General features: G+C 67.2%; 27 protein-coding genes and 1 pseudogene. 20 read left to right on the top strand and 8 right to left on the bottom strand.

The genetic code is table 11. From position 1 onward, the window contains the following. The first annotated feature begins 197 nt into the window (after positions 1 to 197). Entirely contained in the window at positions 198 to 623 is a 426-nt protein-coding gene (locus IG75_RS0121740) for a VOC family protein (RefSeq protein ID WP_030523093.1), read from the top strand. Positions 624 to 640: 17 nt separating this feature from the next. Then, positions 641 to 2,281, top strand: coding sequence for an MFS transporter (locus IG75_RS0121735; RefSeq protein ID WP_051714794.1), 1,641 nt, complete (start codon positions 641 to 643; stop codon positions 2,279 to 2,281). A gap of 123 nt (positions 2,282 to 2,404) precedes the next feature. Here the strand turns inward: IG75_RS0121735 and IG75_RS0121730 are convergent, their stop codons facing one another. From IG75_RS0121730 to IG75_RS0121715, 4 genes are all read right to left on the bottom strand, one after another. Next, on the bottom strand, positions 2,405 to 3,967 hold the full coding sequence (locus IG75_RS0121730) for a bifunctional phosphatase PAP2/diacylglycerol kinase family protein (RefSeq protein WP_245713226.1): 1,563 nt from the start codon (positions 3,965 to 3,967) through the stop codon (positions 2,405 to 2,407). 84 nt (positions 3,968 to 4,051) lie between these two features. Next, complete coding sequence (gene msrA, locus IG75_RS0121725; protein WP_373863754.1) at positions 4,052 to 4,519, bottom strand: peptide-methionine (S)-S-oxide reductase MsrA; 468 nt, start codon at positions 4,517 to 4,519, stop codon at positions 4,052 to 4,054. A 137-nt stretch (positions 4,520 to 4,656) separates the two neighbouring features. Beyond that, complete coding sequence (locus IG75_RS0121720) at positions 4,657 to 5,469, bottom strand: class I SAM-dependent methyltransferase (RefSeq protein ID WP_030523097.1); 813 nt, start codon at positions 5,467 to 5,469, stop codon at positions 4,657 to 4,659. 254 nt (positions 5,470 to 5,723) lie between these two features. Continuing rightward, positions 5,724 to 6,188, bottom strand: coding sequence for a cupin domain-containing protein (locus IG75_RS0121715; RefSeq protein ID WP_030523098.1), 465 nt, complete (start codon positions 6,186 to 6,188; stop codon positions 5,724 to 5,726). A 76-nt stretch (positions 6,189 to 6,264) separates the two neighbouring features. Between IG75_RS0121715 and IG75_RS0121710 the strand changes: the two genes are divergently transcribed. The 3 genes from IG75_RS0121710 (at position 6,265) to IG75_RS0121700 (ending at position 9,859) form a co-directional block, all read left to right on the top strand. Beyond that, the gene (locus tag IG75_RS0121710) at positions 6,265 to 6,831 is read left to right on the top strand and encodes a TetR/AcrR family transcriptional regulator (RefSeq protein ID WP_030523099.1); all 567 of its coding nucleotides are present in this window, start codon (positions 6,265 to 6,267) and stop codon (positions 6,829 to 6,831) included. A 268-nt stretch (positions 6,832 to 7,099) separates the two neighbouring features. Continuing rightward, positions 7,100 to 8,353: a cytochrome P450 family protein gene (locus IG75_RS0121705; RefSeq protein WP_030523100.1), complete on the top strand. Its 1,254-nt coding sequence runs from the start codon at positions 7,100 to 7,102 to the stop codon at positions 8,351 to 8,353. Positions 8,354 to 8,608: 255 nt separating this feature from the next. Then, complete coding sequence (locus tag IG75_RS0121700) at positions 8,609 to 9,859, top strand: cytochrome P450 family protein (protein WP_030523101.1); 1,251 nt, start codon at positions 8,609 to 8,611, stop codon at positions 9,857 to 9,859. Here the strand turns inward: IG75_RS0121700 and IG75_RS37450 are convergent. Next, entirely contained in the window at positions 9,836 to 10,303 is a 468-nt protein-coding gene (locus IG75_RS37450) for a hypothetical protein (protein ID WP_051714792.1), read from the bottom strand. The genes IG75_RS0121700 and IG75_RS37450 overlap by 24 nt on opposite strands. A gap of 343 nt (positions 10,304 to 10,646) precedes the next feature. Here IG75_RS37450 and IG75_RS0121690 point away from each other — a divergent pair, with 343 nt between their 5' ends. Continuing rightward, positions 10,647 to 10,985: a hypothetical protein gene (locus IG75_RS0121690; protein WP_030523103.1), complete on the top strand. Its 339-nt coding sequence runs from the start codon at positions 10,647 to 10,649 to the stop codon at positions 10,983 to 10,985. Between the two features lie 90 nt (positions 10,986 to 11,075). Here IG75_RS0121690 and IG75_RS0121685 read toward each other — a convergent pair whose 3' ends face one another. Then, a complete protein-coding gene (locus tag IG75_RS0121685) occupies positions 11,076 to 11,462 on the bottom strand; it encodes a tautomerase family protein (RefSeq protein WP_030523104.1) in 387 nt (128 codons plus the stop codon). Between the two features lie 67 nt (positions 11,463 to 11,529). Here IG75_RS0121685 and IG75_RS0121680 point away from each other — a divergent pair, with 67 nt between their 5' ends. The 3 genes from IG75_RS0121680 (at position 11,530) to IG75_RS0121670 (ending at position 13,821) form a co-directional block, all read left to right on the top strand. Continuing rightward, positions 11,530 to 12,015: a MarR family winged helix-turn-helix transcriptional regulator gene (locus IG75_RS0121680; protein ID WP_036514826.1), complete on the top strand. Its 486-nt coding sequence runs from the start codon at positions 11,530 to 11,532 to the stop codon at positions 12,013 to 12,015. Between the two features lie 62 nt (positions 12,016 to 12,077). Next, a complete protein-coding gene (locus tag IG75_RS0121675) occupies positions 12,078 to 12,956 on the top strand; it encodes a bile acid:sodium symporter family protein (protein ID WP_030523106.1) in 879 nt (292 codons plus the stop codon). Between the two features lie 25 nt (positions 12,957 to 12,981). Next, the gene (locus IG75_RS0121670) at positions 12,982 to 13,821 is read left to right on the top strand and encodes an amidohydrolase family protein (RefSeq protein ID WP_030523107.1); all 840 of its coding nucleotides are present in this window, start codon (positions 12,982 to 12,984) and stop codon (positions 13,819 to 13,821) included. 115 nt (positions 13,822 to 13,936) lie between these two features. Here IG75_RS0121670 and IG75_RS0121665 read toward each other — a convergent pair whose 3' ends face one another. Further along, positions 13,937 to 14,770: a nitrogenase iron-molybdenum cofactor biosynthesis protein NifE gene (locus IG75_RS0121665; RefSeq protein ID WP_036543993.1), complete on the bottom strand. Its 834-nt coding sequence runs from the start codon at positions 14,768 to 14,770 to the stop codon at positions 13,937 to 13,939. Between the two features lie 191 nt (positions 14,771 to 14,961). Here IG75_RS0121665 and IG75_RS0121660 point away from each other — a divergent pair, with 191 nt between their 5' ends. The 3 genes and pseudogenes from IG75_RS0121660 to dhaL all read left to right on the top strand — a co-directional run bounded on the left by IG75_RS0121660 (position 14,962) and on the right by dhaL (position 17,715). Continuing rightward, complete coding sequence (locus IG75_RS0121660; protein ID WP_030523108.1) at positions 14,962 to 15,210, top strand: hypothetical protein; 249 nt, start codon at positions 14,962 to 14,964, stop codon at positions 15,208 to 15,210. 26 nt (positions 15,211 to 15,236) lie between these two features. Further along, on the top strand, positions 15,237 to 15,695 hold the full coding sequence (locus IG75_RS0121655) for a hypothetical protein (RefSeq protein ID WP_156059057.1): 459 nt from the start codon (positions 15,237 to 15,239) through the stop codon (positions 15,693 to 15,695). A gap of 324 nt (positions 15,696 to 16,019) precedes the next feature. Beyond that, positions 16,020 to 17,715 (top strand): annotated as a pseudogene (dhaL, locus tag IG75_RS40910) (dihydroxyacetone kinase subunit DhaL). 267 nt (positions 17,716 to 17,982) lie between these two features. Here dhaL and IG75_RS0121640 read toward each other — a convergent pair. Next, positions 17,983 to 19,353 carry an MFS transporter gene (locus IG75_RS0121640; protein ID WP_051714791.1) on the bottom strand — a complete coding sequence of 457 codons (1,371 nt, stop codon included), beginning with the start codon at positions 19,351 to 19,353 and terminating at the stop codon, positions 17,983 to 17,985. Positions 19,354 to 19,573: 220 nt separating this feature from the next. Here IG75_RS0121640 and IG75_RS0121635 point away from each other — a divergent pair, with 220 nt between their 5' ends. From IG75_RS0121635 to IG75_RS0121600, 8 genes are all read left to right on the top strand, one after another. After that, entirely contained in the window at positions 19,574 to 20,236 is a 663-nt protein-coding gene (locus IG75_RS0121635) for a helix-turn-helix domain-containing protein (RefSeq protein ID WP_051714817.1), read from the top strand. 145 nt (positions 20,237 to 20,381) lie between these two features. Further along, entirely contained in the window at positions 20,382 to 21,200 is an 819-nt protein-coding gene (locus IG75_RS0121630; RefSeq protein WP_051714790.1) for an IclR family transcriptional regulator, read from the top strand. Positions 21,201 to 21,608: 408 nt separating this feature from the next. After that, positions 21,609 to 22,448 carry an alpha/beta fold hydrolase gene (locus tag IG75_RS0121625; protein WP_030523115.1) on the top strand — a complete coding sequence of 280 codons (840 nt, stop codon included), beginning with the start codon at positions 21,609 to 21,611 and terminating at the stop codon, positions 22,446 to 22,448. A gap of 1 nt (position 22,449) precedes the next feature. After that, positions 22,450 to 22,740: a hypothetical protein gene (locus IG75_RS0121620; protein ID WP_156059059.1), complete on the top strand. Its 291-nt coding sequence runs from the start codon at positions 22,450 to 22,452 to the stop codon at positions 22,738 to 22,740. Next, positions 22,658 to 23,581, top strand: coding sequence for a DODA-type extradiol aromatic ring-opening family dioxygenase (locus tag IG75_RS0121615; protein ID WP_210436827.1), 924 nt, complete (start codon positions 22,658 to 22,660; stop codon positions 23,579 to 23,581). The genes IG75_RS0121620 and IG75_RS0121615 overlap by 83 nt, the downstream gene beginning before the upstream one ends. Next, on the top strand, positions 23,578 to 23,931 hold the full coding sequence (locus IG75_RS36465) for a non-heme iron oxygenase ferredoxin subunit (RefSeq protein ID WP_210436828.1): 354 nt from the start codon (positions 23,578 to 23,580) through the stop codon (positions 23,929 to 23,931). Before IG75_RS0121615 ends, IG75_RS36465 begins: the two co-directional genes overlap by 4 nt. Continuing rightward, positions 23,928 to 25,226: an aromatic ring-hydroxylating oxygenase subunit alpha gene (locus IG75_RS0121605; protein ID WP_051714789.1), complete on the top strand. Its 1,299-nt coding sequence runs from the start codon at positions 23,928 to 23,930 to the stop codon at positions 25,224 to 25,226. The genes IG75_RS36465 and IG75_RS0121605 overlap by 4 nt, the downstream gene beginning before the upstream one ends. Beyond that, positions 25,223 to 25,759: a 3-phenylpropionate/cinnamic acid dioxygenase subunit beta gene (locus IG75_RS0121600; RefSeq protein WP_051714788.1), complete on the top strand. Its 537-nt coding sequence runs from the start codon at positions 25,223 to 25,225 to the stop codon at positions 25,757 to 25,759. The genes IG75_RS0121605 and IG75_RS0121600 overlap by 4 nt, the downstream gene beginning before the upstream one ends. Positions 25,760 to 25,764 lie beyond the last annotated feature (5 nt).

Genomic DNA, 25,764 nt, shown 5'->3' with positions numbered 1-25,764 from the left:
GCCCAGGGGCCACTCCGGGCGATTGCGCGGTGCCGAACCACTCCCGCATCTGGGCGGGATCTCCCCCGCGGCCGGTCGGCGCGGGCTACGCTCGGCCCGATCGGTCCGCGCGCCGGCCATCGCGCCCGGCGGCGCCGGATCGTGGCATTCCCCCTGGTCGTACATCCGCACATCCGCATCACCAGAGGAGGAGACCCGTGAAATCCGTCAACGCGTATCTCATGTTCAACGGCAACGCCGAGGAGGCGTTCACCTTCTACCAGTCGGTGTTCGGTGGCGAACTCCAGCTGATCCGGTTCGGCGATATGGGCGAGGGCGCGAACCTGCCGGACGAGGCGAAGAGCCTGGTGGCGCATACGGCACTGCCGCTGGCCGGGACCGGCCAGATACTGATGGGCTCGGACTGCCCGCCGGGGCAGACCGTGGAGGTTCCGCAGCGGCCGAACTTCACCGTATGCCTCGAGGTCGGCGACCGCGACGAAGCGGAGCGGGTGTTCGGTGCGCTGAGCGAGGGCGGGTCGGTGGATATGCATCTCGCCGAGACGGAGTGGACCGAACTGTTCGGCATGCTCACCGACAAGTTCTCCATCCCCTGGATGATCGACTTCAACTCATCGCAGTAGCGGCCGCCGGCATCCCCATGAGCGCAGGGCGACCCGAGGCCCCGCCGGCACGATCCGGTTCCGGCGTGGTGCTGGCCGTGCTGTGCGCGGGCCAGTTCCTCATGGCCCTCGACAGTTCGGTGATGAACGTATCCATGGCGACCGTGGCGCAGGACCTCGGGACGAGCATCACCGGTATCCAGACCGCCATAACCCTGTACACGCTGGTGATGGCGTCGCTGATGATCACCGGCGGGAAGATCGGCGCGATCGTCGGCCGCCGGCGCGTCTTCGGGATCGGTCTGGTCGTGTACGGCCTGGGGTCGTTCGTCACCGGTCTCGCGCCGAATCTCGCCGTCCTGCTGGTGGGCTGGTCGCTGCTCGAGGGCATCGGCGCGGCATTGATCATGCCGGCGATCGTGGCCCTGGTGGCCGCGAATATCCCGGCCGAACGCCGCACCGCGGCCTACGGTCTCGTCGCGGCCGCGGCCGCCGCGGCGATCGCGGTGGGCCCGCTGCTGGGTGGCGCGGTGACGACCTACGCCTCCTGGCGGTTCGTCTTCTTCGGCGAGGTGGTCGTGGTGATCCTGATCCTGTTGCTGTTACGCAGGATGAACGACACCTCCGCCGAGCAGGCCCGCCTCGACTATCTCGGTTCGGCGCTGTCGGTCTGCGGCCTGGCCATGATCGTCTACGGCGTACTCCGCTCGAGCGAATGGGGCTGGATCCAGGAGCGGCCCGGCGCCCCGGCCGTGTTCGGCCTGTCCCCGGTGATCTGGCTGCTGCTCGGTGGACTGCTCGTGCTGTACCTGCTCCGCGAACGGCTGGCGGCCTGCGTACGCACCGGGCGCGAACCGCTCTTCGACCCGGAACTACTGGGCAACCGCCAACTCACCGGCGGTCTGGGGATGTTCTTCGCCCAGTTCGCGGTGCAGGCCGGCGTGTTCTTCACCGTCCCGCTGTTCCTCTCGGTGGTACTCCAGCTCAGCGCGCTCGGAACCGGCGCCCGCTTGCTGCCGCTGTCGGTCGCCTTGATCGCGACCGCTGTCGGCATCCCGAAATTCGCACCGCGGGTGGGCGCCCGGCGCGTGGTCCGCCTGGGCCTGCTCTCCATGAGTATCGGGATACTGCTGCTGGCCGGCGGAATGGATCCCGGGGCCGACGCGCGCGTCGTCGCGATCCCGATGCTGCTGATGGGCGCGGGTCTGGGTGCGCTGGCATCCCAACTGGGCGCGGTGACCGTCTCCGCGGTGCCCGAATCGCGCAGTGCCGAGGTCGGCGGGCTGCAGAACACCGCCACCTACCTCGGCGCGTCGCTGGGCACCGCGCTGATCGGCTCCATCCTGATCGCCACCCTGACCTCGTCGGTCACCGACGGGATCGAGAACAATCCTGCGGTGCCGGCCTCCGTCCAGGAGCAGGCGACCACCGTGCTGGCCGACGGCGTCCCGTTCCTGTCCGACACCCAGTTGCGCGACGCACTCGCCGCCGCCGGAGTGGACGAACCCACCGCCGATTCGGTCGTCTCGGTCAATACCGCGGCCCGCCTGGACGCGCTGCACACGGCGTTCGCGGCCACGGCGCTGCTGGCCGTCCTCGCGCTGTTCGGCACCCGGCGGCTACCGGAACGGCCCCTGGCCCAGGCGGACGACGACGCCGGTCCACCCGCTTCCGGATGATCCCGTGGCCGTGCATCGGTCACCGGCATCTATCGGGCAGCCGGCAGCGGACTCGGACGACCGCCGAATACCGAACCGACACTTCCCGAACAGGGCACCCGCGATCTCGCGGGGCCGGACCGCTCAGCGAAATCGGAATACGTCGGGCAACCACGGAGCCCGGCGGTGATGCGGCCGGCTGCGGTTGGCCCACAGCGGATTCGATTCGTCACGCCGGTACACCGTGAGCTGGCCCGCCACCGAGAAGCGCAGATGGGTGGCGCTGCCGAACACTTCACCGTCGGCCGCGAGCGATTCGGGCCGGGGCAGGTACACGAACAGCTCCGACAGTTGCCGTTCCCCGTAGACCCGGCTGTGCCCGATGGCGGCCAACAGCAGCGACACCACCGCGCGAGTGCGGGACCAGCGTAGATCGGCGCGCAACCAGCGCACGTCGAGCAGTCCGGAATCGAGCCGGTCCCGGAACGCCGGTACGGCGCCGTGCGGATGGTAGGGCCCGTTGCCGACGAAGAGGAACCACACCCGCTGCCAGTGGTCGTCGAGGTAGATCTCGATCGGTTCGGCCCGGCGCAGGGTGACCACGAGCGCCGCCGCGAACGCGGGCCATTTACCCCACCGTGACTGCCATTTCTCGCGTAACCGGACCAGGTCCGGGTAGGAGCCGAGGCTGAAGGTGTTGATCAGGTGCCGGGTCCCCATCTCGGTCGCGTCACCGTACTGGACACCGGCGATATCGACCGCGACCGCCTCCCCGACACCGGTGGCGTCGACAACCTCGACCAGATCGTAGACACCGAGGTCGCGGGCGAAATGATTGAGCGTGCCGGTCGGGATCACCACCAGCGGCAGCCCGCGGCGCAGGGCGACCGCGGCCACCGCGGCCACCGTCCCGTCACCGCCGGCCACCCCGAGGGCCGCCACCGGCTCCGGCTGTTCGGCAATGGCCTGCTCGAGGAGTTCGGCGCAATCCACATCGGGCCGGGTGCGCAGCACGACGGCCGCGGGCAGGGCCGCGGCGATATCGTCGGTGGGATCGTAGTTGGCGTCACCGGACACCGGGTTCACCATGACGACGAGCCCTTTGCCCTCGGCGAGCACCGGCGCCTCGCGGACCAGCCGGGCCCGCGCCTCATCGGATTCGCGTACCGGCCACCAGCGCCGGGTGGCCAGCGCGATCCCGGAACCCACGGCGGCGCCGACGAGGACATCCGAACCCCAGTGCACTCCCGTATGAACCCGGGAGTAGGCGACCGCCGCGGCCAGCGGCGCCACCGCCAGCGCGGTGCGCGGGCTCTCCATCGCGACCGCCGTCGCGAAGGCGGCGGCGCTGGCGCTGTGCCCGGACGGGAACGACGACGAGGACGGGGCCGGGGCGAGCCGCCGGTACTCCGGCATCAGTTCCGCGGCCGGACGGCGGCGCGCGAATACCGTCTTGAGCACGACATTGGCCACGAAGCTGGCACCGGCCACCGAAACCACCCCGCGCAACGCCGCCCGCCGGGTGGCCCCCTGGCGCGCCGCGAGCAGCCCCGCACAGGCCATCCACAGGACACTGTGGTCGGCGCTGCCGGTCAATCGCAGCAGCCCCGCGTCCAGCCGGGAGGCGGGCAGTTCCGCCACCACGCCGCCCACGGCGCGGTCGAATCGTCCTATTCTCTGGAACCTACGGCGCGCCCAACCACTCACTCGCCCGACACTACTCATCACCGCGGCCGGGCCGCGAACCGAAGCGGCGCGGGGACCGGCCCCGGTCGCTCCGGTACCCGATGCCTACTGGGCGGTGGTCTGCCGCCGCGGCAGCTTCCAGCCGGGCCGCGGGAAGTGGCAGGTGTAGCCGTTCGGGAAGTGCTGCAGATAGTCCTGGTGTTCGGGTTCGGCCTCCCAGAACTCCGGGGCGGGCGTCACCTCGGTGACGACCTTGCCCGGCCACAGGCCCGAATCCTCGACGTCGACGATGGTGGCCAGCGCCTCCCGCTTCTGCTCGTCGTCGACGTAGAAGATCTCGGAGCGATAGCTGCTACCGATATCGTTGCCCTGACGATCCTTGGTGGTCGGATCGTGGATCTGGAAGAAGAACTCCAGCAGCGCCCGGTAGTCGGTCTGCGCCGGGTCGTAGACGATCTCCACGGCCTCCGCATGACCCGGATGGTTGCGGTAGGTGGGGTGATCGTTGCGCCCGCCGGTATAGCCGACGCGCGTCGATACGACTCCCGGCTGCTTGCGGATCAGCTCCTGCATACCCCAGAAGCACCCACCGGCCAGGATCGCCTTACGCGTTTCGGTCACGATTCCTCCTCAGTCCTCCGCTTTCCTGCCCCGGGTACAACCCGCGACCGGGGCAGGAAAGTCCCATTCGCTGTCCGACCGGCGTGCGGTCAGGCCCGATGCGCGGTCACCAGCAGATACTCCCACTCCATCCGGCCGTTGCCCCGATCGTGCGCGGCGCCGAGCTCGGCCAGTTCCCGATCCAGCCGCGCGGCCCGGTCCGGCTCGTCGGCGAGCGTTTTGTACACGGTGACCAGGGGACCGTAGTTGGCCTTGAAGAAGTCGCGGAAGGCGGCGCCGTCGGCGAAGCAATCGACCACCGCGTGGTCCCGGCGCAGCTGCAGATCGGTCACCCGGTCCCCGAGCAGTTCCGTGACATGCGCTTCGTCGCCCCACAGCGGCGGCGGCTGCGCACCGGGCGGCGGGACGGGGGCGTACGGCTTCATGACGGCGAACATCCGGCCGATGAACCCTTCCGGCGTCCAGTTGATCAGGCCGATGTTCCCGCGCGTCCGGGTCACCCGGACCAGCTCGTCGGCGGCGGTCCGATGGGACGGCGCGAACATCACCCCGACGCAGGAGAGCACCGCGTCGAAGGCACCGGCGTCGTAGGGCAGGTCTTCGGCGTCGGCCTGTTCCCAGGTGAGCTCGACACCCGCGGCGGCGGCATTGCGGCGGCCGGCCTCGAAGAGTTCGGGGGTGAGGTCGCTCGCGACGACCTCGGCGCCCGCCTCGGCCGCCGGTATCGCCGCGTTCCCGGCGCCGGCGGCGATATCCAGGACCCGCTGCCCGGGTCCGATACCGCAGGCGGCGACCAGCCTCCGGCCGAGTCCGGGAATCACATCGGCGGCCACCCGGGGGTAGTCGCCGGAGGCCCACATCGCTCTGTGCTTGCTCTTGAGGTCGGGCGCGAACTGCGTCATGGTCTGCTCCTCGGAGTCGATCGGAACCTGGAACCGCTCACGGCAGGTCGCGCCCTCCGGACAACTTCGCGGCCGCCCTCTGTAGTCGTTTCGCCGGTTCAACGGCGTGCCGAGCTCGTCCTATTGTCGGCCCCGGCGGCTCGCGCCGCAAACCCCGGATTCAACGATCCGCCACCGTGACCATCACGGAACCGTGTAGCCCGAACGCACCGCCACCGGCTACACGCCGGGCCGGCGGGATGCGGCCGCCGCGGCTACGCGGATTCCTCGTATCGGATGTCGTAGCGGGCCGCGATCGGGTTGATCTTGACCGGGTCCAGCGCCCCATCGGTGAGCACCGACGGCCCCGCTTCGAAGAGATCCTCCAGATAGCACTCCCAGCCACCCGGCGAGGAGATCTGCAGCAACCGGGGCGGCGGTACGGAGACCGCACGCAGCGCGTGCGGGATCCCGTGCGGCAGCAGGACGAACATGCCCGTGGTCACGGTGAGTGACCGGTCGGCGAAGTCGACCCCGAGTTCCCCCTCCAGCACGTAGATACATTCGTCGGCGACATGATGGGTGTGGCGGGGGATATCACGCGCGAGAGTCACCTCGAGCAGCGAGAACCTCCCTTCGGTATCACCGGTCAGCGCCTTCACGGCGAAGGCCGGCGGTAGCGGCACCCGGCCCGGGCGTACCTCCTCCGGCGCCAGCACACGAAAACGATTTTCCGACATGGATTCCCACCTCTCGACGAGCTAGAATCAGAAGCGGATTCCGATTCCGTTTAAGGTAGCCACGAGAGGATCTCGATTGTCAAGACCCACCCCCGGGCGGACCCCCCGCGCCGATGCCGCACGCAACCGGGATCGCATACTCGCCACCGCCCGCACCCTGTTCGCCGAACACGGAGGCGCTGTACAGCTTCCCGAGATCGCGCGCGCGGCCGGCGTCGGCATCGGCACCGTCTACCGCCACTTCCCCACCCACGGCGATCTGGTCGAAGCGGCTGCCGCACAACGGTTCGCCGAGATCGAGGGCTTCGCGCGTGACTGCCTGACCGCCGCGGTACCGGGGAGCGCACTGACCCGCTATCTACATCACGTCGGCGAGCTCCTGGCAGCCGACCGCGGCCTGTCCGCCGCCATCGAATCCACTCGGCGCTCGGCGGGCAGTGAGCCCCGGGGCGCGGCCCGCGCCGGTCTCGAGGTCGTACTCGGCGAGATCATCGCACTCGACCGGGCCGCGGGCACAGTACGCGCCGACTGCACCGTGGCCGACGTCTACATGATCGTGGGCGCCCTGTCGGCGACCATTCGCACGGCCGCCGGGGACTGGCGCAGACTCCTGGCCGTAGTCCTCGACGGGCTGCGCCCGTAGGTCGACCGCAAGCTCGCGTGGCAGACCCCGGACAACGACCGTAGAGTTCAGTTCCACGGACAACCAGCGGGCGCGTCCGGCCCTGCACCTAGCGCACATACCTCCGGCCTGCGCGTCGCAGCCAAGGTTACCCCGCGGCCACCGTTATCAAACACAATGTGCCGCAGGGTAATTCATGTTCGCCTCCAGTAGGGTGCTAGATCGTGCCGAGATCACGGGCCGATCGCTCGGGAGGTCTCGGCATATCGCGACCAGTCTGGAGCCATCCTTGAGCACGCCACCACCCGATACCCACACACCACCCCGCGCGGCCCACGGCTCACCCTTCGCCGACGACGGCCCCCGCATCCCTCTCTACGCACCCGAATTCGCCGCGGACCCCCACCGGGTGTTCCGGCAGATGCGCCGGGAACACCGGGCGCTGGTGCCGGTGGATCTGGCTCCCGACGTCCCCGCAACCCTGGTCATCGACCACCAGAGCGCCGTCCGCATACTCAACGACCACGAGCACTTCCCCGCCGACCCGCGCGCCTGGCAGCAGAGCATGCCCGCCGACTGCCCCGTACTGCCGATCATGGAATGGCGGCCGATCGCGGCGCGCAGCACCGGAATCGACCAGCAGCGTTACCGGGAGGCGAATGTCACAGCGCTGGCCGAGGTGGATCTGCACGCCATCCGCGCCGCGGTCGAAGAGATCGCGGTACCGCTGATCAGTGCCTTCTGCCAGACCGGGCGAGCCGATCTACTGATGCAGTACGCCTTCCCGCTGGCCTTCGAGGTCTGCAACACCCTGCTCGGCTGCCCGCCCGAGATCGGCCGGCAGGTCGCCGCCGGTATGGCCGCGATGTTCGAAGGTGTGGACGCCGACGAGGGCAACCGGATGATCGGCGCGGCCCTGGCCGAGCTGGTGGCGCTCAAGCGCACCGAGCCGGGCAACGATGTCACCTCGATTCTGCTCGGCCATCCCGCCGAACTGGACGAGGTGGAGATGATCCACCAGGTGACCAGCCATTACGGCGCGGGCATCGAACTACAGCAGAATCTCATCGCCAACACGCTGCTGCTCATCCTCACCGACGAGCGTTTCGGCGGGAACGTGCTCGGCGGCAGCCTGTCCACCCGCGACGCCCTCGACGAGGTGCTGTTCGACAACCCGCCCATGGCGAACTTCCTCATCACCTACCCACGGCAACCGATCCTGATCGACGACGTCTGGCTCCCCGCCCACCAACCCGTCGTCATCAGCATCGCCGCCTGCAACCACGACCCCTCCATCCGCGCCGACGACCACCGCGGCAACCGATCCCACCTCTCCTGGGGCCTGGGCCAGCGCAACTGCCCGGCGCAGACACTGGCCTATCTGGTCGCCCAGGACGCCATCGACCAACTGCTGGACGCGCTTCCCGAACTCGAAGCCGATCTGCCACCCGAGGGCCCCACCTGGCGCCCCGGCCCGTTCCACCGGTCCCTGACGGGGCTGCCGGTGAAATTCCCGCCCTCACCGCCGTTCACATTCCGCTGACATCCCGGCCACCCGCCCGGGCGACCCGACGGTCACCCGCCGGTCGCACCGGTATCGACCAGGCCCGATCAGCACGACCGGAAACGGCCGGGTAGCCCGCGGACACCACACCACCGGGCGATGTCGCGCATGCGCAAAAAGAATCGGCCGCAACATATTCGGCGACCCGGTCGCGTATCGTGCCCGAGCGGGTCGCCACGACGGGACCGCGCGACTCGGGCCTCTCGTCAACCACTGCGAAACTACGGAGTCACTTTGAGCACCTCACAGCCCGATACCCACACCCCGCCCCGTGCCGTCCACGGCTCACCCTTCGCCGACGGCGGCCCGCGCATCCCGCTCTACTCGACCGAATTCGCCGAGGACCCCCACCGGGTATTCCAGCAGATGCGGCGTGAACACCGCTCGATGGTGCCCGTGGATCTCGCACCCGATGTGCCCGCGACCCTGGTCATCGACCACCGGACCGCCGTCCACATCCTCAACGACCACGAACACTTCCCCGCCGACCCGCGAACCTGGCAGCAGAGCATGCCCGCCGACTGCCCCGTACTGCCGATCATGGAATGGCGGCCGGTTCCGGCCCGGAGCACCGGAATCGACCAGCAGCGGTACCGGTCGGCGAATCTGTCCGCGCTCGCCGAGGTGGATCTACACGGACTCCGCGCGTCGGTGGAGCAGATCGCGACCCCGCTGATCAACTCGTTCTGCGAGACCGGCCGGGCCGACCTGCTGATGCAGTACACCTTCCCGCTGGCATTCGGGGTCTGCAACACCCTGCTCGGCTGCCCACCCGAGATCGGACAGCAGGTCGCCGCCGGTATGGCCGCCATGTTCGAAGGGATCGACGCCGGAGCCGGTAACCAGATGATCAATGCCGCACTGGCCGAACTGGTCGCGCTCAAACGCACCGAGCCCGGGGACGATGTCACCTCGCGCCTACTACAGCACCCCGCCGAACTGGACGAGGAGGAAATGGTCCATCAGCTGGCGGGTCTGTACGGGGCGGTGATCGAGCTGCAGCAGAACCTCGTGGCGAATGCGCTACTGCTCATCCTCACCGAGGAACGCTTCGGCGGAAATGTGCTCGGGGGCAGTCTCTCCACCCGCGACGCCCTCGACGAAGCGCTGTTCGACAACCCGCCCATGGCGAACTTCCTCATCACCTACCCGCGCCAGCCGATCCTGATCGACGACGTCTGGCTCCCCGCCCACCAACCCGTCGTCATCAGCATCGCCGCCTGCAATCACGACCCCTCCATCCGCGCCGACGACCACCGCGGCAACCGCTCCCACCTCTCCTGGGGCCTGGGCCAGCGGACCTGCCCGGCGCAGACCCCGGCCTATCTGGTCGCCCAGGACGCCATCGACCTGCTGCTCGACGCGCTTCCCGAACTGGAGCTGGACGCCCCCGAAGGACCCGTCTGGCGACCGGGCCCCTTCCACCGGTCACTCACCGCGCTGCCGGTGAAATTCCCGCCGTCACCGCCGATCTTCCTCGGGTGACGCGGACGCGTCCCCGCTCCGGCCGCCGCGATGCGGACCTTCGATGGTCCGCGCGGCGCGCACCCAGACGCTCTCGATATCGAACCGCTCGGCCTGCCACGAGTCGGTGGCCACCCGGACCCGGCCACGCCAGGCCCGCATGATCCGAGCATGTACCGGCCAGCGCACGAAGCGCCGCATATCCCGCTCGCTGTCCCATACGGAGATGGAACCGCCGCGCAATTGCGCGGGCCGACCCCACAGCCACACTCCGACCGCGCCCTGCAGCACCGGCCAGGTCTCACCCAGTTCGAGCCCCTCCTGGTAGATCTGCCGGACATCCTTCTCCGATGTCGCCAGGAAATCGGTCACGCTGACGAACACGGTCCCGGCAGGGTCGGCGCCGGGGCCCGGCTTCCACGGCATGAGCACGGTGCCCTCCGAGAACGGCGGCGCGGCGGTCATGAGCCGGCTCGCACGGCACCGAGGTCGACGAAGGCAATATCAGTAAACATTCGCCTACAATATGCACATGTTTACTAATTAGCCAAGGCGTCGCCGCACACGGCCGGACGGCCCTCGGCGCCGCGGGCCGGCGGGCCGGAGCCGGGCCCAGGGCCGAAACCCGCGCGGACACGCCCGATCCGCCCCCCTCCCCCGGCGACTCCGGCCCGGCCGACCGAACACGAGCAGCGCCCCCGAAAAGCGCTTCTGTACCCGCCCTTTCGCGAATCCGGCTAACACGGACGCGATCGCGGCGATACCAGAGGCAATGGGTTTCCGAACCCGCACACCGAAGGAGAGCGCTGTGAAATCGACTGTCCGATATTTGCTCACCGGCGCGGCAGCGGTCGCGGCCCTGACCTTCACCGGTGCGCCGCAGGCCGCGGCCTATCCGGTCGGACCCTGGGGAGTAGAGGGTCCGTGTACCGGGCTCCAGCCGAACCAGTGCCCGTGGAGCCCCTCCGAGGACGGCCTCACCTGGTCGTACAAAGGCCATTCCTCGCACTACGACAAGATGGGCAACTACGTCTGCAACACCAACCAGTGGGAACCCCTGCGCACCGCGTACTGCACCGCGGTGATGACGCTGGTGCGCGCGCTGCCGCCGGTCCCGATCGGCGAGGTGCTCGGCGGGCAGAGCTGACCCGCCGGGGCCCGCGGAGCGGGAGCCCGAGGCCGACGGATCGCGGAATCCTCGCGTCGCCCGCCCCACCGACCCGCGACGCGCACACGGCTAGTGCGCCGCGAGTACACCACCGATACCGGTGCGACCGGCCGGCGTCCCCACGAACTCGACGGCCACACCGGACCGGACCTCTTCCCCGAACACCGAGACGATCGCTTCGGTCACTCCGGATATCAGGCGGGAGACGATTTCCCGTCCGTCCGCTCGCTCGAACGCCGCTTCCTTGATGCCGAAGGTCACGCTCGGCGCCGACTTCGTCACGGGCACACCGCCGATCGCCCAACGGCCGTCGGGTAGACCGATCAGCCGAATGTCCACGATGTCCCGGGCCCAGTCGCCGTAGACGTCGACGACCGCGTCGGTCAGCCCGTCGATCAGCCCGGCCTCCCGACCGGCGAGGTCGCGTTCCAGGACATGCACAGTCAGATGCGGCATCGGAACCCCTAGGATGGATCAAAGAACAAAGAATATTTGCAAACAAAGGTAAATCGGAGGTTGTCAGGTGTCAACACCCGACTCCGCGGACGACACCGTCCGGGAGCTGCTGCTCCTGATGCCGCGACTGGTCGGCCGGGCGAAGCGGATGCGCCCGCCGGCCGAGCTGCGGTCGTTCGATTTGGCCCCGCGACATCTGTCGCTGCTGGCGTTGCTCCTACTCGACGGCCCGCAGACCGTCTCACAACTGGCCGGCCGGCTCGGTGTCGCACCCACCACGGTGAGCCTCATCGTGAGCGACCTGAGCCGCAAAGGAGTCCTGGTCCGTCAAGAGGACGACGCGGATCGCCGGCGCCGCATCATCGATATCGGCCCGGCGAGCAGACCGGCCATCTCCGAGTGGCTCTCTCCCGGCGCGTACGCGTGGCGCACGGCCCTGGCACCGTTGACCACCGCGCAGCGCCGCCTGGTGGTCGACACCCTGCTCGCCTACGAGGCCGCGGTCGCGGCGGGCACCGGTGAACCGGCGAACGACCCGGGCCCGCCCGAGTAGCGCCCGCTCGCTTGACGGGACCCGAGGCGCCGGGCGACACTCGGCCGTCGGAAGGATGACACATGGGGTCAATGCTTTTCGCGATCGCCCTGCCGCTGGCACTGGGAATCGTCATGTTCGGCCTGGGACTGACCCTCACCGTCGACGACTTCGCCCGGTTGGCACGCTTCCCCAAGGCGGCGCTGATCGCATTGACCTGTCAGCTGATCGTGCTGCCCGCCCTCTGCTTCGGCCTGGTGCGGCTGTTCGGTCTCGACGGCGCGCTGGCGGTGGGCATGATGCTGCTGGCCGCCTCGCCCGGCGGTACATCGGCGAATCTGTTCAGCCATATCGCCGGCGGGAACGTCGCCTTGAACATCACGCTGACGGCGGTGAACTCCGTGCTCGCCGTCTTCACGCTGCCGATCGTGGTGGGGCTGTCCTATTCGGTGTTCCTGGACGACGGCACGGGTATCGGCCTGCAACCGGGCAAGTTCCTCCAGGTCTTCGCCCTGGTCCTGGTCCCGGTGGTGCTCGGCATGACGGTGCGGCGCCTCTTCGCCGCCTGGGCCCTGCGGATGCACACCACCGTCAAGATCGCCGCGGCGGTGGTGCTGGCACTGGTGGTCGTCGCGGCCCTGGTCTCGGAGTTCGACGCCTTCACCGAGCATGTCGGGCAGCTGGGCGCCATCGCCCTGCTGCTGTGCGTATGCAGCCTGCTCATCGGTTACGCGGTACCGCGCGCGTTCGGAGTGGAGCGGGCGGACGCGATCGCCGCCGGCATGGAGATCGGCGTGCACAACGCGGCACTGGCCATCACCATCGCGGTGACAGTACTGGGCAACGAGACCATGGCGGTTCCCGGCGCGGTGTACGGCTTCCTCATGAATATCCCCGCGGCCCTCGCCACCTTCCTGTTCGCCCGCTCCCGGCGCACCGAACCCGCCCCGGCCCCGACCTGAAGACACGTCCCGAAAGGAGCCCTCCATGGGCGCGATCGATGTCTGGGCCCAGCAGGTGGGCCCGCGAATGGCCCGCGAGCCCTGGCTGGCCACCCTGCTGCGCTGGACCGGTAAGGACTCCGCCGATATGGCCCCCGGTATCGACCGGACGCTCGCGCGGATGGACGCCGCCGGAGTGGATCTCGCACTGCTCTCGGCCTGGTACGGGCCCGGCGGCCCGCTGATCACCAACGACGAGGTGCGGGCCGCCGTCGAGCACGCACCCACCAGATTCCGCGGCCTGCTCGGAGTCGACCTCCGTGATCCCGTGCGGGCCGTCCGGACCGTCCGCGAACTGGCCGGCGATGTCTTCGTGGGCGTCCGGGTCGTGCCCTGGCTGTGGGAGCTACCGCCGGATCATCGGCTCTACTATCCCGTCTACACCGCGTGCGTCGAGGCGGGCGTACCGCTGTGCACCCAGATCGGGCACACCGGACCGTTGAAGACCTCGGAAACCGGCCGGCCCATCCCGTACCTGGAACGGGTCCTGCTCGATTTCCCGGATCTGGTGGTGGTGGGTGGTCATGTGGGATTCCCCTGGCTGGACGAAGTCGTCACGCTCACGGTCAAATTCCCGAACTTCTACGTCGACACCTCCGCCTACGCGCTCGACCGGCTGCCCGCGGCGTTTCTCGACTACGCCCGGACACTGGGCCGCCGCCGCGTCATGTTCGGCACGAACTGGCCGATGATCGATCCGGTCCGGGCACTGCGCGACCTGACGGGCCTGGGCTGGGACGAGGAACTGCGTGCCGATTTCCTCGCGGGCACCGCCCGGCGGGTGTTCCGCCTGCCCGATACCCCGGACGCGGCGGCCCGGGCGTGAGTGCCCTCGATCCACCACCGGCCGCCAGACCCTGATCGGCCCGGCGTACCGTCCCGATCGCCGAGCGCCGGCCGGATACCGACGTGAATCCGCTCGGCCGCAGCTCTCCGTCGGCTCATTCCCGGGAGGTGAAGGGACCCGCGACGATCCGGCTCCCGGTGATCGACAGGTCGGCATCGAAATCGCATTCGATCACCGCGCTGGTGAACCGGGCCGACCGCTCGTAGATCTCGGATACGTGGCCGGTCAGCCAATGCGCGATACCCAGGGATCCGACGCCCGTCACACCGGCGATATGAACGATGACCCGGCCGTCGGCGACCTGCCGGGCGAGATAGCCGATATCGATCCGGTTCGTGCTGTCGGCGCGGAACGGAGACCCGTACCGGCGCCCGGAAGCTCTGTCGACGAGATACCAGGTGCCGTCGATGTTCTCGAAGCCCAGGGCCTTGGCGGCGGCGAGCAGGCGCCGCGCCACCGGGGCCGCCTCCGGCTCGCAGATCACCACGGCGTCACCGGCCGGGACGTCCTCGGTGTCGGACTCGATCTCGAATCGCGTGGACGCCATCGACAGGCGGGCCAGGTCGACTTCCACACGCTGCTGGGTCGCCTGGTAACTCACATCGAAGCGCACACGTTCGGGCTCATCCTCGTTTTCGGCCGACCGGGGAATCCCGACCGCTACCGGGCCGACACCGAAAAACGCGCGTTCGGCCGGCGGGGCGCTCGTCCTGATCTGGCTGATCCGGCCTTTCGTCACCCCGAGTAGCCCCGCGATCTCGGTGAAACTGAGCCCGGTCCGATGCGCTTCTTCGATCGCCTCCTTGCGAAGTCTCGCCAGCTCGGTGGCTCGCTGCTGGTAGAGCGTGATCAGTTCGGTGGCCCGCTGACCACGGCGCACCGGGTCCGGATCGCTACGGACCTCGTCGAACTCGCCGGCTCCATCCACACCGTGGAGTTTAGAGCCGCTTGACGGCAAACCCGCAGCGGCCGTATGGTCGTGTTTACACCCCCTCAACCACAACCAAGCCCGCGCAGCTCTGGTTTATAGGGGGTAAACGGTCGTTCCGAACATGCTCCCGCTCTCCCGGCCCGAGATAGACATCCCTGTTCAATTCATCGAACCTGCGAGGTCAGACCATGCCCGAACAGCGCCCCCCACTGCCCATCCGGACCACCAATCGAGCCATGGCCGCGACTCTGCGGCTGTGGCAGATCACCCGGTGCGCAGACCCCACGGTCCTGGAACGGGTCGCCGCCGGACTGCGTGAGCTACCCGACGAGCGCCCGCGAAACCGTCCCGCACCCGACGCTCTCCCGGCCGAGCTACCTCCCGGCGCGACTGCGCCGCAGCGGGTCCGGCAGTACCCGGATGCCACCGACGCCTGACAACCACCCAGTGCAGAAAGACGGATATGCCACAGCAAGGCGAACCAGTGTGCGGCTGCCGCATCGCGCCCTGGATCCACACCGGAATGCTCGTACCGAAATCCGCCCCCGGGCTCTACTACTGCCCGGAGAAGTTGTACTGCCTCCACGGCACCAGGCTCGAGCACGGCCGGGTCGCGGACCATTGGCGCAACGTGCCGGGCGAATGCCCCTGGGTAGGAATCGAAGTCGTCGACAGACCGATATGCAGGTGCGGGCGCGGACCCTGGATCAACCTCCGGTACCTGCGAATCTTCCTCCGCAAGAATCTCATCGGCCCCGTCACGGCCATCGGCTGTCCGGGCCGGTGCCCGGGGACCCTGGTATCGGTCGACGAGGAACGAATAGTCGACCATCCGCGCGACAACCGCACCCGGTGCCCCTGGTCCGGCACGCGAATCATCCCCATCGGCACTCCCCCACCGCTGTTCCCGTCGGCCCGCTGAGTCCACCGCCGGTGCGGCACCGGGGCCGCCGATCGGTCCGTTGTCGGTCGCAGATCGCTCGCGGCCGGGCTCCGGCCGGGGTCACCACCACCGAAGTACCGGCACCGACGGTCGCGGCATCGGCCGGGAGTTCGACGCTCGGCTCCCGCGCCGGAGATGACCTCGGTACAGAGCACACCGCCGGTCGGCCCCCGGCGCAGGAGCGTCGGCGACCGTCCGATCGACATCGCCGCCCTCGGCGCCGCGTTGTACGTCCACGATGTACGGACCGTGCAGTACGGAGCTCGACTAGCATCGGTCGACAGTCGATCGAAGGAGAACGACATCGTGCGCCGACAGATCCTCAACCAACCCGAGACCGCGCCCGAGGAGGCGCTCGAGGGGCTGGCACTCACCAATCCGACACTCGTCGCCTACGACCGCACGCGCGGCATCGTCACCCGGGCCGCCCCGGCCCGCGACAAGGTCGGCCTGGTCTCCGGCGGCGGATCCGGCCACGAACCCCTCCATGCCGGCTTCGTCGGATACGGCATGCTCGACGTGGCCGTACCCGGCGCGGTATTCGCCAGCCCGACGGCACTGCAGGTGCACGAGGGCACCGTGGCCGCAGACTCCGGCCGGGGCGTCGTACAGATCGTGAAGAACTACACCGGCGACGTCCTCAACTTCCGGATCGCTGGCGAACTGGCCGGTGACGACAACGCCGTCGCGACCGAAACCGTGCTCGTCGACGACGATCTGGCCACCCAGAGCACGGACGACGACGGCCCGGGCCGCCGCGGCACCGCGGCCGTGCTCGCGGTCGAGAAACTCTGCGGCGCGAGCGCGGAGGCCGGCGCCGATCTGCACACGGTCGCCGAAGTCGGCCGCCGCGTCGCGCGCAACGCCCGGACGCTCGCCTTCGCGCTCGCCGCCGGTACGCACCCCGGCGAAACCGCGCCCGCGTTCACGCTCGAGCCCGGCGAGGTCGAACTGGGTGTCGGCATCCACGGCGAACGCGGCACCGGCCGGGTGCCGTTCGCCGACGCCGATACGCTGGTATCACTACTGGTCGACCCGCTGGTCGCCGAACTCGGCCTCTCGCGCGGATCCGCGGTGATCGCCATCGTCAACGGTCTCGGCGGCGCCTATCCCCTCGAACTGTCCATCGCGGCCCGCGCGGTGCACCGGCAACTCACCGGACGCGGTATCACCGTCGCCCGCTCACTGGCCGGTAGTTATGTCACCTCGCTCGATATGGTCGGGGTCTCGCTCACCCTGCTGCCCGCCGACGCCGATCTGCTTCCGCTCTGGGACGCGCCCGTGCGCACCCCGGCCCTGACCTGGTGAAGGAGCCCTGCTCATGAACAGCGAAGCACTACCCGCGGGATTCGGGCAGCGTTGGGTGCACACCATGTTCGACGCCTTCCTCGACCGCACCGAAGCACTCGCCGATCTCGACCGCCGCGCCGGTGACGGCGATTTCGGCGCCAATATCGCCGCCGCCCTGCGCCGCGCCCGCGAGAACATCGACACCACCGACCCCACCTCCTACGCGGACCGGCTGACCGCGGTATCCCGCGGTTTCCTCGGCACCGGTGGCACCAGCGGACCACTCTTCGGCATGTTCTTCCGCGAACTCGCCCGCTGCGCAACCGGTCCCGAACCCACCCTGGCGGAATTCTCCCAGGGCCTGACCGCCGGAGTGGCCACCGTACAGCGATACGGGAAAGCCGAAATCGGGCACAAGACCATGGTCGACGCGCTCGCACCGGCCGCCGAAACCCTCGCCGCCCGCATCGCCGACGGCAACCCCGCCGCGGCCCTCGCCGCCACCGCCGACGCCGCGGTGACGGGCGCGTCCAGCACCGTATCCCTGGTGGCCAAACGCGGCCGGGCCAGCTACGTCGGCGAGGTCGCGCGTGGTGTGCTGGACCCGGGCGCGGCCGCCGCCGCCCTGATCCTGCAGGCCGCCGCCGCGGCCTGCGCAGAGCCGCCGGGCGATATCGATACCGGGTGGCTCGGCAGCGCGACCGCCTGAACCATCCGGACGATCGGGCTCGGCGCCGAACGAATACCCGGGCGAGCAGGAGCACCGATCCTGCACATCAAATCCACCTCGTGAACCCCGTGCGGTGAACGCTACGACGTCTCCGACGCGTGGGTATGCAACCCCCGCTCCCGACCATCCTCGGGATCGGCGTTTTCTTCCGAGCAAATCTGCCGGACTCACCGCGAGCGATGGTGGTGCGACGAGCCGCCGGCCTTGGGAGAAGGTGGGGCATTCCGGCGGGTGGGCCCGTGTCCCTCAGCTCATGGTGAGCGTAGTATTCGAGCTTCGGTTGCCCGGCGTCGAGCGGGGTTTTCGCTGCGCGAGTGTTTCTTTGGACAGGAAGACCGCAAGTGCCGAGACCCCGATGAGTCCGATGAAATACCACGCGATGCTGTTCGTTCCGCCTTCGCCGAGATCGAACAGCCAGTCCGCGATCAACGGCGCAGTGCCGGCGCCCAGAACGGAGCCGAGTTGAAAGGTCACCGAGACACCGGTGTAACGGTCGAGGGTCTCGAACTTCTCCGCCAGAAAGGCGCCGATAGGGCCGTACATCGATGCCTGGATGATCGGGTTGCCCACCACGAATCCCAGTACATACAACCAGTAACTTCCTGAATTGAACAAGGCGAACATCGGAAATACCAGCGCAACGGAGACGCCCGCTCCGGCAAGCATGACGGGGCGGCGCCCATAACGATCCGAAAGCCAGGCGAACAACGGAATAGCGAAGATGTGCAGGACGCTGGAGAATGTCAGCATGTACAGCGCCTCCTGACGTGAAACGACACCTTGTGCAGCGACATAGGGCACGAGCCATACAGCGAGTAAGGCCTGCATGAACAGCGGACCGGCCGTGGCGAGAATCCCGTACAGACTCGACAGCGGATATCGCCGGAGGACACGCAGAATCGGTACGCCGGTATGTACTCGACCGGCGCTACGTGCTTCGGAGAAGTAGGGGGATTCGGTCACTCGGTAGCGCATGTACAGGCCGACGATCACCAGCGCGGCCGACAGGAGGAACGGTATACGCCAGCCCCAGCTGAAGAACGCGTCGTCGGGCAGGCCCGCGAAGAGTCCGAGGACCAGAGTAGCCAGTACCGAACCTGCGGGACCTCCGGCAACGGCCACCGATGCCGAGAAGCCCTGGCGACCTTCGCCGGCGTGCTCGGCGGCCATCAAGGTGGCGCCGGCCCATTCACCTCCCACCGCCAGGCCCTGCACGATCCGCAGCACTACCAGCAAGATGGGTGCGGCGATCCCGATCGTCTCGTAGGTCGGCATGAGACCGATACACACGGATACCAGGCCCATCACCATGAGCGTGATCACGAGTACGCTCTTGCGTCCGACCTTGTCACCGAAATGCCCGAACAAGACTCCACCGACCGGGCGGGAGATATAGCCGGCGAGGAGAACCACGAAAGATAGGGTGGCGCCCAGTGCGAGGCCGATCGTCTCTGGGAAGAAGAGCGCCGGAAAGACCAAACCCGCGGCCGCACCGTACAGCACGAAATCGTAGTATTCGACCGTCGAGCCGAGGAAACTGGAGATGAGCGCTCGTCGCTGATCCTTCCGTGACAGGGAATTCACTGTTGGGCTCGACGATGCGAGACTTTCTTTCATAACGGTCCTCCGGGCCTGGCGTGATACTGCTCCAGCTATGGGCTAGGTCACGAAGGTATGCGCGTACGGTGACGGACCGAAGGTCGCGTGCTGCCGAGCGGAACGCACACCGTCGATCGGCACACGGCCCGACCGGCACCGCCAGCGGGCCGAGGTCGCTCGAGCGGGGACGAGTGGCGTGGATGATGCTCGGGGCGAGGTGTTCGTCGAGAATCACAGGATGCAGATCAAAAGTGACAATAGAGCGAGCGAGAACGAACTCGTCGCACGCAACGTCCGCCGATACCGACAGGAGAGGGCCATGTCGCTCGGCGAGTTGGCGAGAAGGTCGGGCCTATCGAAGCAGACACTGTCGAAGATCGAGCAGGGCATCGGCAATCCGACAGTCGATACGCTTGCGTTGCTCGGTAGGGCCCTGGATGTCTCGGTTCGCCAATTACTCACCGAATGGGGCACACCGGTCTATGTGCAGCGCGCGGCCGAGACCTCGTGGCGTCAATTCGACGATCGTGCGGAACGATTGCTGGATGAGGTCTACGGCTCGGGCTACCTGCGGACGCTGATCCTGCGATTGGAGCGGACCAGAACCCAGCCGCGGGTCGTCGCCGCGCACACCGCAGGCACACTGCACCACCTGTACGTAGTCACAGGGAAGCTGCGGGCCGGTCCGGTGAACGATTCATTGGACCTGGCGGCGGGTGATTTCGTCCGGTTTCCGGGCGATATCCCGCACAAGTACGTCTGCCTGAGCGACCGGGTGGTCGCCTACATGGTGACCACGGTTCCGCAGGTCCGGCAGTTCAGCACAACGGCCGTCGACGCCGGCCGAGGAGGAACATCCGATCGCCACGCCTCCGAGGGAATCAACGCCGAGTTGGTGTGATGTCCGTCATCGTCGGAATAGTCACTTTTAAGTGACATCTCGTCACCCTTGACGGCCACCGCGGACAGCGGCATCATTATTTCGCGCAGGTGCCGAGCTGTTGCAGTGAAGGTCACAGCGCAGGTTCAGGCAAGAGGGAGCCGTTATGACAAGGTCCATCCCCGAACCGCTTCGCGATGATCGCGCGGCAGTTGACAAAGCGATCAGCCTGCTCGCAGCTTTCGGTTACGAGTCGAGCACCGGCATCGGGGTCAGTGAACTGGCACGCCGGGCCCAACTCAGCAAATCGACAGCCCATCGGGTACTCGGCGTGCTGCAACGCAACGACATAGTCGAGCGGTTCGGCACCAACTATCGTCTGGGCAGTCGACTACATCGGTTGGTGCAGCCGGTTTGCACGCCGGAAAACGAGCGCATGCGCGACCTGATGCTCCCATTCCTGACGGAGCTGTACGAAGTCACTCACCAAACGGTCCATCTGGCAGTGTTGCACGGAACCGATGTCGTTTATCTCGCCAAGCTCTACGGCCATCGCTGCGTCCCTACGCCATCCCGAATCGGTGGCAGGCTACCCGCACACGCGACTGCCGTCGGCAAGGCCCTGCTGGCCTACCACCCGGTCGCGGCCGGTCGGGCACTGAGTGCGCCCCTCCCGTCGCTCACGCCCAGAACAGTCACAGATGCCGCACAGCTGGAGTCGGAACTCAGCACGATCCGGCGCCGAGGCGTGTCGTTCGACGATCAGGAGGGGCAGCTCGGCCTCGCCTGTTTGGCAGTGCCGGTGTTCGACGGGCCGGGGCGGGCTATTGCCGCATTGTCCATCTCCGGCAAGGCCGGTCATCTCGACGTCGGCGGCCTCGAGGCCCGGTTGCGCCGAATCTGCGCAGAGGCATCTCGGGTATCGACACTGGCACATCTGCGCGGCGTAACCCGAATCTCGCCGCGCGAACCGATCGTCACGTGACGTTCCGCTTCCGACTCGAAATGGGCCGCTTCGCCCTCGCCGTGCCGAATGCGCCTCAGGCGACTTCCCCACGGGCATCCTGACTTCAGGAACACCCTGCCACCAGGACCGTTCCGGTCACAGCCGCAGCCGGCCGCCGCCCCAGTCGATGCTCCACGACCCGAGCGGATACCGCCCTGCCGGATCAGCCTGCGCGACGGTCGGCGCACCTCGACCCCACCGGTCCGCCACAGCTCAACCGGCCCGCCGAGCGGACCGGACGCGGGGGCCAGGCATCGGCCGCACCCGCGCCCAAGCCCACCTATCGCAGGCTCGACATCGACCGCACCCCTTGACTGTCGTACACAACGGGCATATCGTCCAATCAATCAATCAATCAATCAATCGAACCGGAAAGGTGTTGGGTACATGCCGCAAAGCGTTGCCGACCATCTCGCCCCACGAACCCGTGTTGTCGAGGCCGGTGGGATCCCGACCAACGTCCTCACGGCCGGATCGGGCCGCCCGATCGTGCTACTGCACGGGTCAGGCCCGGGCGTATCCGCCGCAGCGAACTGGTCTCACCTGATCCCTGAACTCGCCGAAGACTTCCAGGTGATCGCACCCGATATCGCGGGTTTCGGGGCCTCCGTGGGGCCCGTGGGCACCACTTATGGAATCAAACTCTGGGTGCGGCAACTCGTGGAGTTACTCGACGCACTCGAAGTGCCCTCGGCCACCCTGCTGGGCAACAGTTTCGGCGGTGGGCTGTCGCTCGCCGCTACCCTGAAGCACCCCGAGCGAGTCGATGGGCTGATCTTGCTCGGCACTCCGGTCGGAACCTTCGAGATGACCGAGGGCCTGCGGTCCGGATGGCACTACGAACCGGACGAAAGCGAAATGGGCCGGATCCTGCGGATATTTGCGCACGATTCTGCCCTGGTCACCGAGGACATGGTCCGAGAGAGGTACGAGGCCAGTGCTCGCCCCGGCGCCCAGGATGCCTACCGTCGCCTCATTCCCGAACCCGGCCCCGAGGGCACACCGGTCAAAGGCGTGCCGGAGGAATCACTGCGCACCATCACGCAGCCAACACTCATCTTGCACGGGCGGGAGGACCCCGTCATTCCGGTCGAGCTGGCCTGGCGCGCCGCGCACCATATTCCGAATGCCGACCTCAAGGTGTTCTCGAAATGTGGCCACTGGGTGCAATTGGAACGGAGCGGCGAGTTCCTTTGCGAAGTACGCGAATTCCTGGGCAGGTTGTGAGATGAGCCGATCAGCAGTGGAAAAGGCACTCTACGACATCGTCGCCGGCAAACAGGCACGCGACAGCTTCATCTCGGACACCTCCGAATTCCTCGACAGGTACCGGCTCGATCCGGACGAGCGTTCCGCCGTGGACAGCATCGATCTCCCGGCACTGCAGCACCACGGCGCGAACCCCATGTTGCTGTGGGGGCTGTGGATGACCTTCGGTGATCGCAGCCTGTCCGGCTATCTGTCCGAACTCGACGGCAGCAAATCCCTCTCGATTCGGAAGGACCACAAGAATGGCTGAGTTGGTAGGCGGCTTCCTCGTGCCACACGATCCGATGGTCATCACCGATCCGACGGCACCGGCCGATGCGGTACGCGAACGAATCTCCGAGGCGTACACCGAGGTAGCACGACGGGTCGCGGATCTCGGCGCCACCACGTTGATCATTATCGGCACCGACCACTACCTGCTTTTCGGGCCCGGCTGCCTACCGCAGGCGCTGATCGGCAGTGGCGACCTCGACGGGCCGATAGAACGTCTTCCGGGCATGCGCAAGCGGCAGTTACCGGACAACAAGGCATTGGCGCGCCATCTGGTACGTCATGGACATCGCACCGGAATCGACTGGGCGGTGGCCGATTCACTGACGGTCGATCATTCCATCGCGATTCCGTACTTCCGGATCGGCGCCGAAACGAATATTCCGGTGGTTCCGATCTATCTGGCCTGCGGCGTCGAGCCACTCCTGCCGCTGCCGCGAGCCGCGCAGATCGGACAGAACCTCAAGGCCGCCGTCGAGAGCTGGCACGAAGACGAGCGAGTGGTCGTCATCGGAAGCGGCGGCATCAGCCACTGGGTCGGCACCGCCGAAATGGGTCGGGTGAATATGGAATTCGACCGCATGATCCTTGATCTCGTCGTGGCCGGAAAGGTAACGGAACTCGTGTCGTTCAGCGATGAATACATTCGCGAGCACGGCGGCAACGGCGGCCTGGAAATCCGAAATTTCGTCGCCGCCATGTCCGCGCTGGGACCATGCGCCGGAGAAATCATCGCATACGAGGCCGTTCCGGAATGGATCACCGGCCTCGGCTTCGCCGAACTCATCCCGAATCGGGCCGTCGGACGGATCGCGTCGTGACCACCAGCACATCCACCTCGTGTCCGCTCGGGCCGGTCGAAGTACTCGACGGCCGGGATATGGTGCGGATGACCCCGGAGGGGTGGCCTCCACTCTTGATCTACCGCGTCGACGGAGAAATCTACGCGACCGCCGATACCTGCACCCATGCCACCGCGTCGCTGTCGGAAGGCGAACTGGAAGGTCATACGATCGTCTGTCCGGTGCACTGGGCCGAATTCGATATCCGCACAGGAAATCCATTGTGCTTTCCGGCAACCAAGGCCTTGGATACCTACGCGGTGTCGGTCGACGGCGGCCAGATCTACGTGCACCGGAGAAGCAGTAGCAACGGAAGTGACGAACTATGAGCGAATCGGTTTCGGCAGCCGTCGATGAGGGACGGTTGCCGCGCGAGATTTTCTGGTCGGAGGAGATCTACCAGCTCGAGCTCGAGAAGATCTTCGCCCGTGCGTGGCTGTTCATCGCGCACGAAAGTCAACTTCCGCAATCCGGTTCGTTTCTCACCACCAGGATCGGTGAGGACGAGGTGATCGTGGTTCGCGGTCGCGACGGCCGGGTGAGAGCTTTCCTGAACAGTTGTCCGCACCGCGGAAACCGGGTCTGTTCGGCGGAGGTAGGGGTTGCGCGCGGATTCGTCTGCAATTATCACGGCTGGTCGTTCGGACTCGACGGGTCGCTGCGTGGTATGCACGAGTCGGATTCCTATGACCGTGAACCACAGTTCGATCGATCCAGGATGGGCCTGAAACCGGTGGCTCGGATCGACAGCTACAAAGGTCTGATCTTTGCCACCTTCGACCCGACCGCACCCGAACTCACCGCATTCCTCGGCGATTTCACCTATTATCTGGACGTCATACTCGACAACGACCCCGGTGGAACCGAATTCTTTGGCGGCTGTATCTCGTCGATCCTCGGCTGCAATTGGAAATTTGCCGCCGAGAATTTTGCCGGCGACGCATTGCACGCGGGGTGGACACATGCTTCGGGAGCCGAGGCGATGCTCGGCGGGCCGGTGGCAACGCTCGGTGACGAAACCAACGAGAGCTACCACGTCAATGTGAACGGCCATTGCTGGGAATTCAATCTCGACGGTGTCGGCAATGCGGCCACGCTCGGCGACAAACGTATTATGAGCTATCTTCGTGATCATCGACGTGAATTCGAAGCCCGTCTCGGAGCAACTCGGGCGAAGATGGTGGGGTCGGTCAGCTCGGCGAACGTATTTCCCAACTTCTCGTTCCTGCCCGGTCAGAACACTTTCCGTACCTGGCAGCCGCTCGGCCCGCACAAAACCGAACTGCGGACGTGGGTCCTGGTGAATCGCAATGCTCCGCCAGAGGTCAAGGAAGCCTGGAAGAAGGGTGCGATGCTGACCTTTTCCCCCTCCGGTGTCTTCGAGATGGATGACGGCGAGAATTGGGAAGGTTCGACACACAGCAATCGGGGATTCGTGACCCGCCGGCAACCGCTGCACTACGGACTCGGTCTGGGAAGCCGACTGGAGCACCCCGAGCTCCCCGGCAATGTCTACCGGGGACAGATCAATGACGCCAATCAACGAGCATTCTACCGGCAGTGGTCGAAGATGATGAGTTCGACCGACTGGACCGAACTTCTGGACAAGAGGGCTACACGATGACACCGGCCGATCCGAAACCGGTCGAACGCGTGGATACCGACCTCTATCTCGAGGTCATCGCGTTCTCGGCACGGGAAGCGCGACTTCTGGACGAAGAACGCTATCCCGAATGGCTGGCACTGTTCACCGAAGATGCCACCTACTGGGTGCCGGGCATCGAGAACCGCGGCCGCCACGACCGATCCGGCACCTACGCACCGGAGCGGATGGCGTACTTCGACGATACCGTCGCCGATCTCCGGCACCGGGTGGACCGATTCACCGCACCGACGGCGTGGGCCGAGGACCCGGCGACCCGGCATCTGCATGTTGTTTCCAATATCGAGGTCGAACTGTGCGAGGTCCCGGACGAACTGACTGTGCGCTCCGTTTTCGTGAACTATCGCGGCCAGGGCGGCGCCGACTCGGCGACCCTGTACGGCCGACGGATCGATCGGTTGCGACGCGTCGACGGTCACCTGCGCATCGCGGCGCGGAAGGTCATCCTGAATCACGCGACCTTGCCCGCCAAGAACATCAACACTTTCTTCTGACGGGA

The organism is Nocardia rhamnosiphila NBRC 108938 (assembly GCF_000720425.1).
Classification (GTDB): Bacteria; Actinomycetota; Actinomycetes; order Mycobacteriales; family Mycobacteriaceae; genus Nocardia; species Nocardia rhamnosiphila.
The sequence above is the reverse complement of the archived record's forward strand: the minus strand, read 5'-3'. Positions and strand labels throughout refer to the sequence as shown.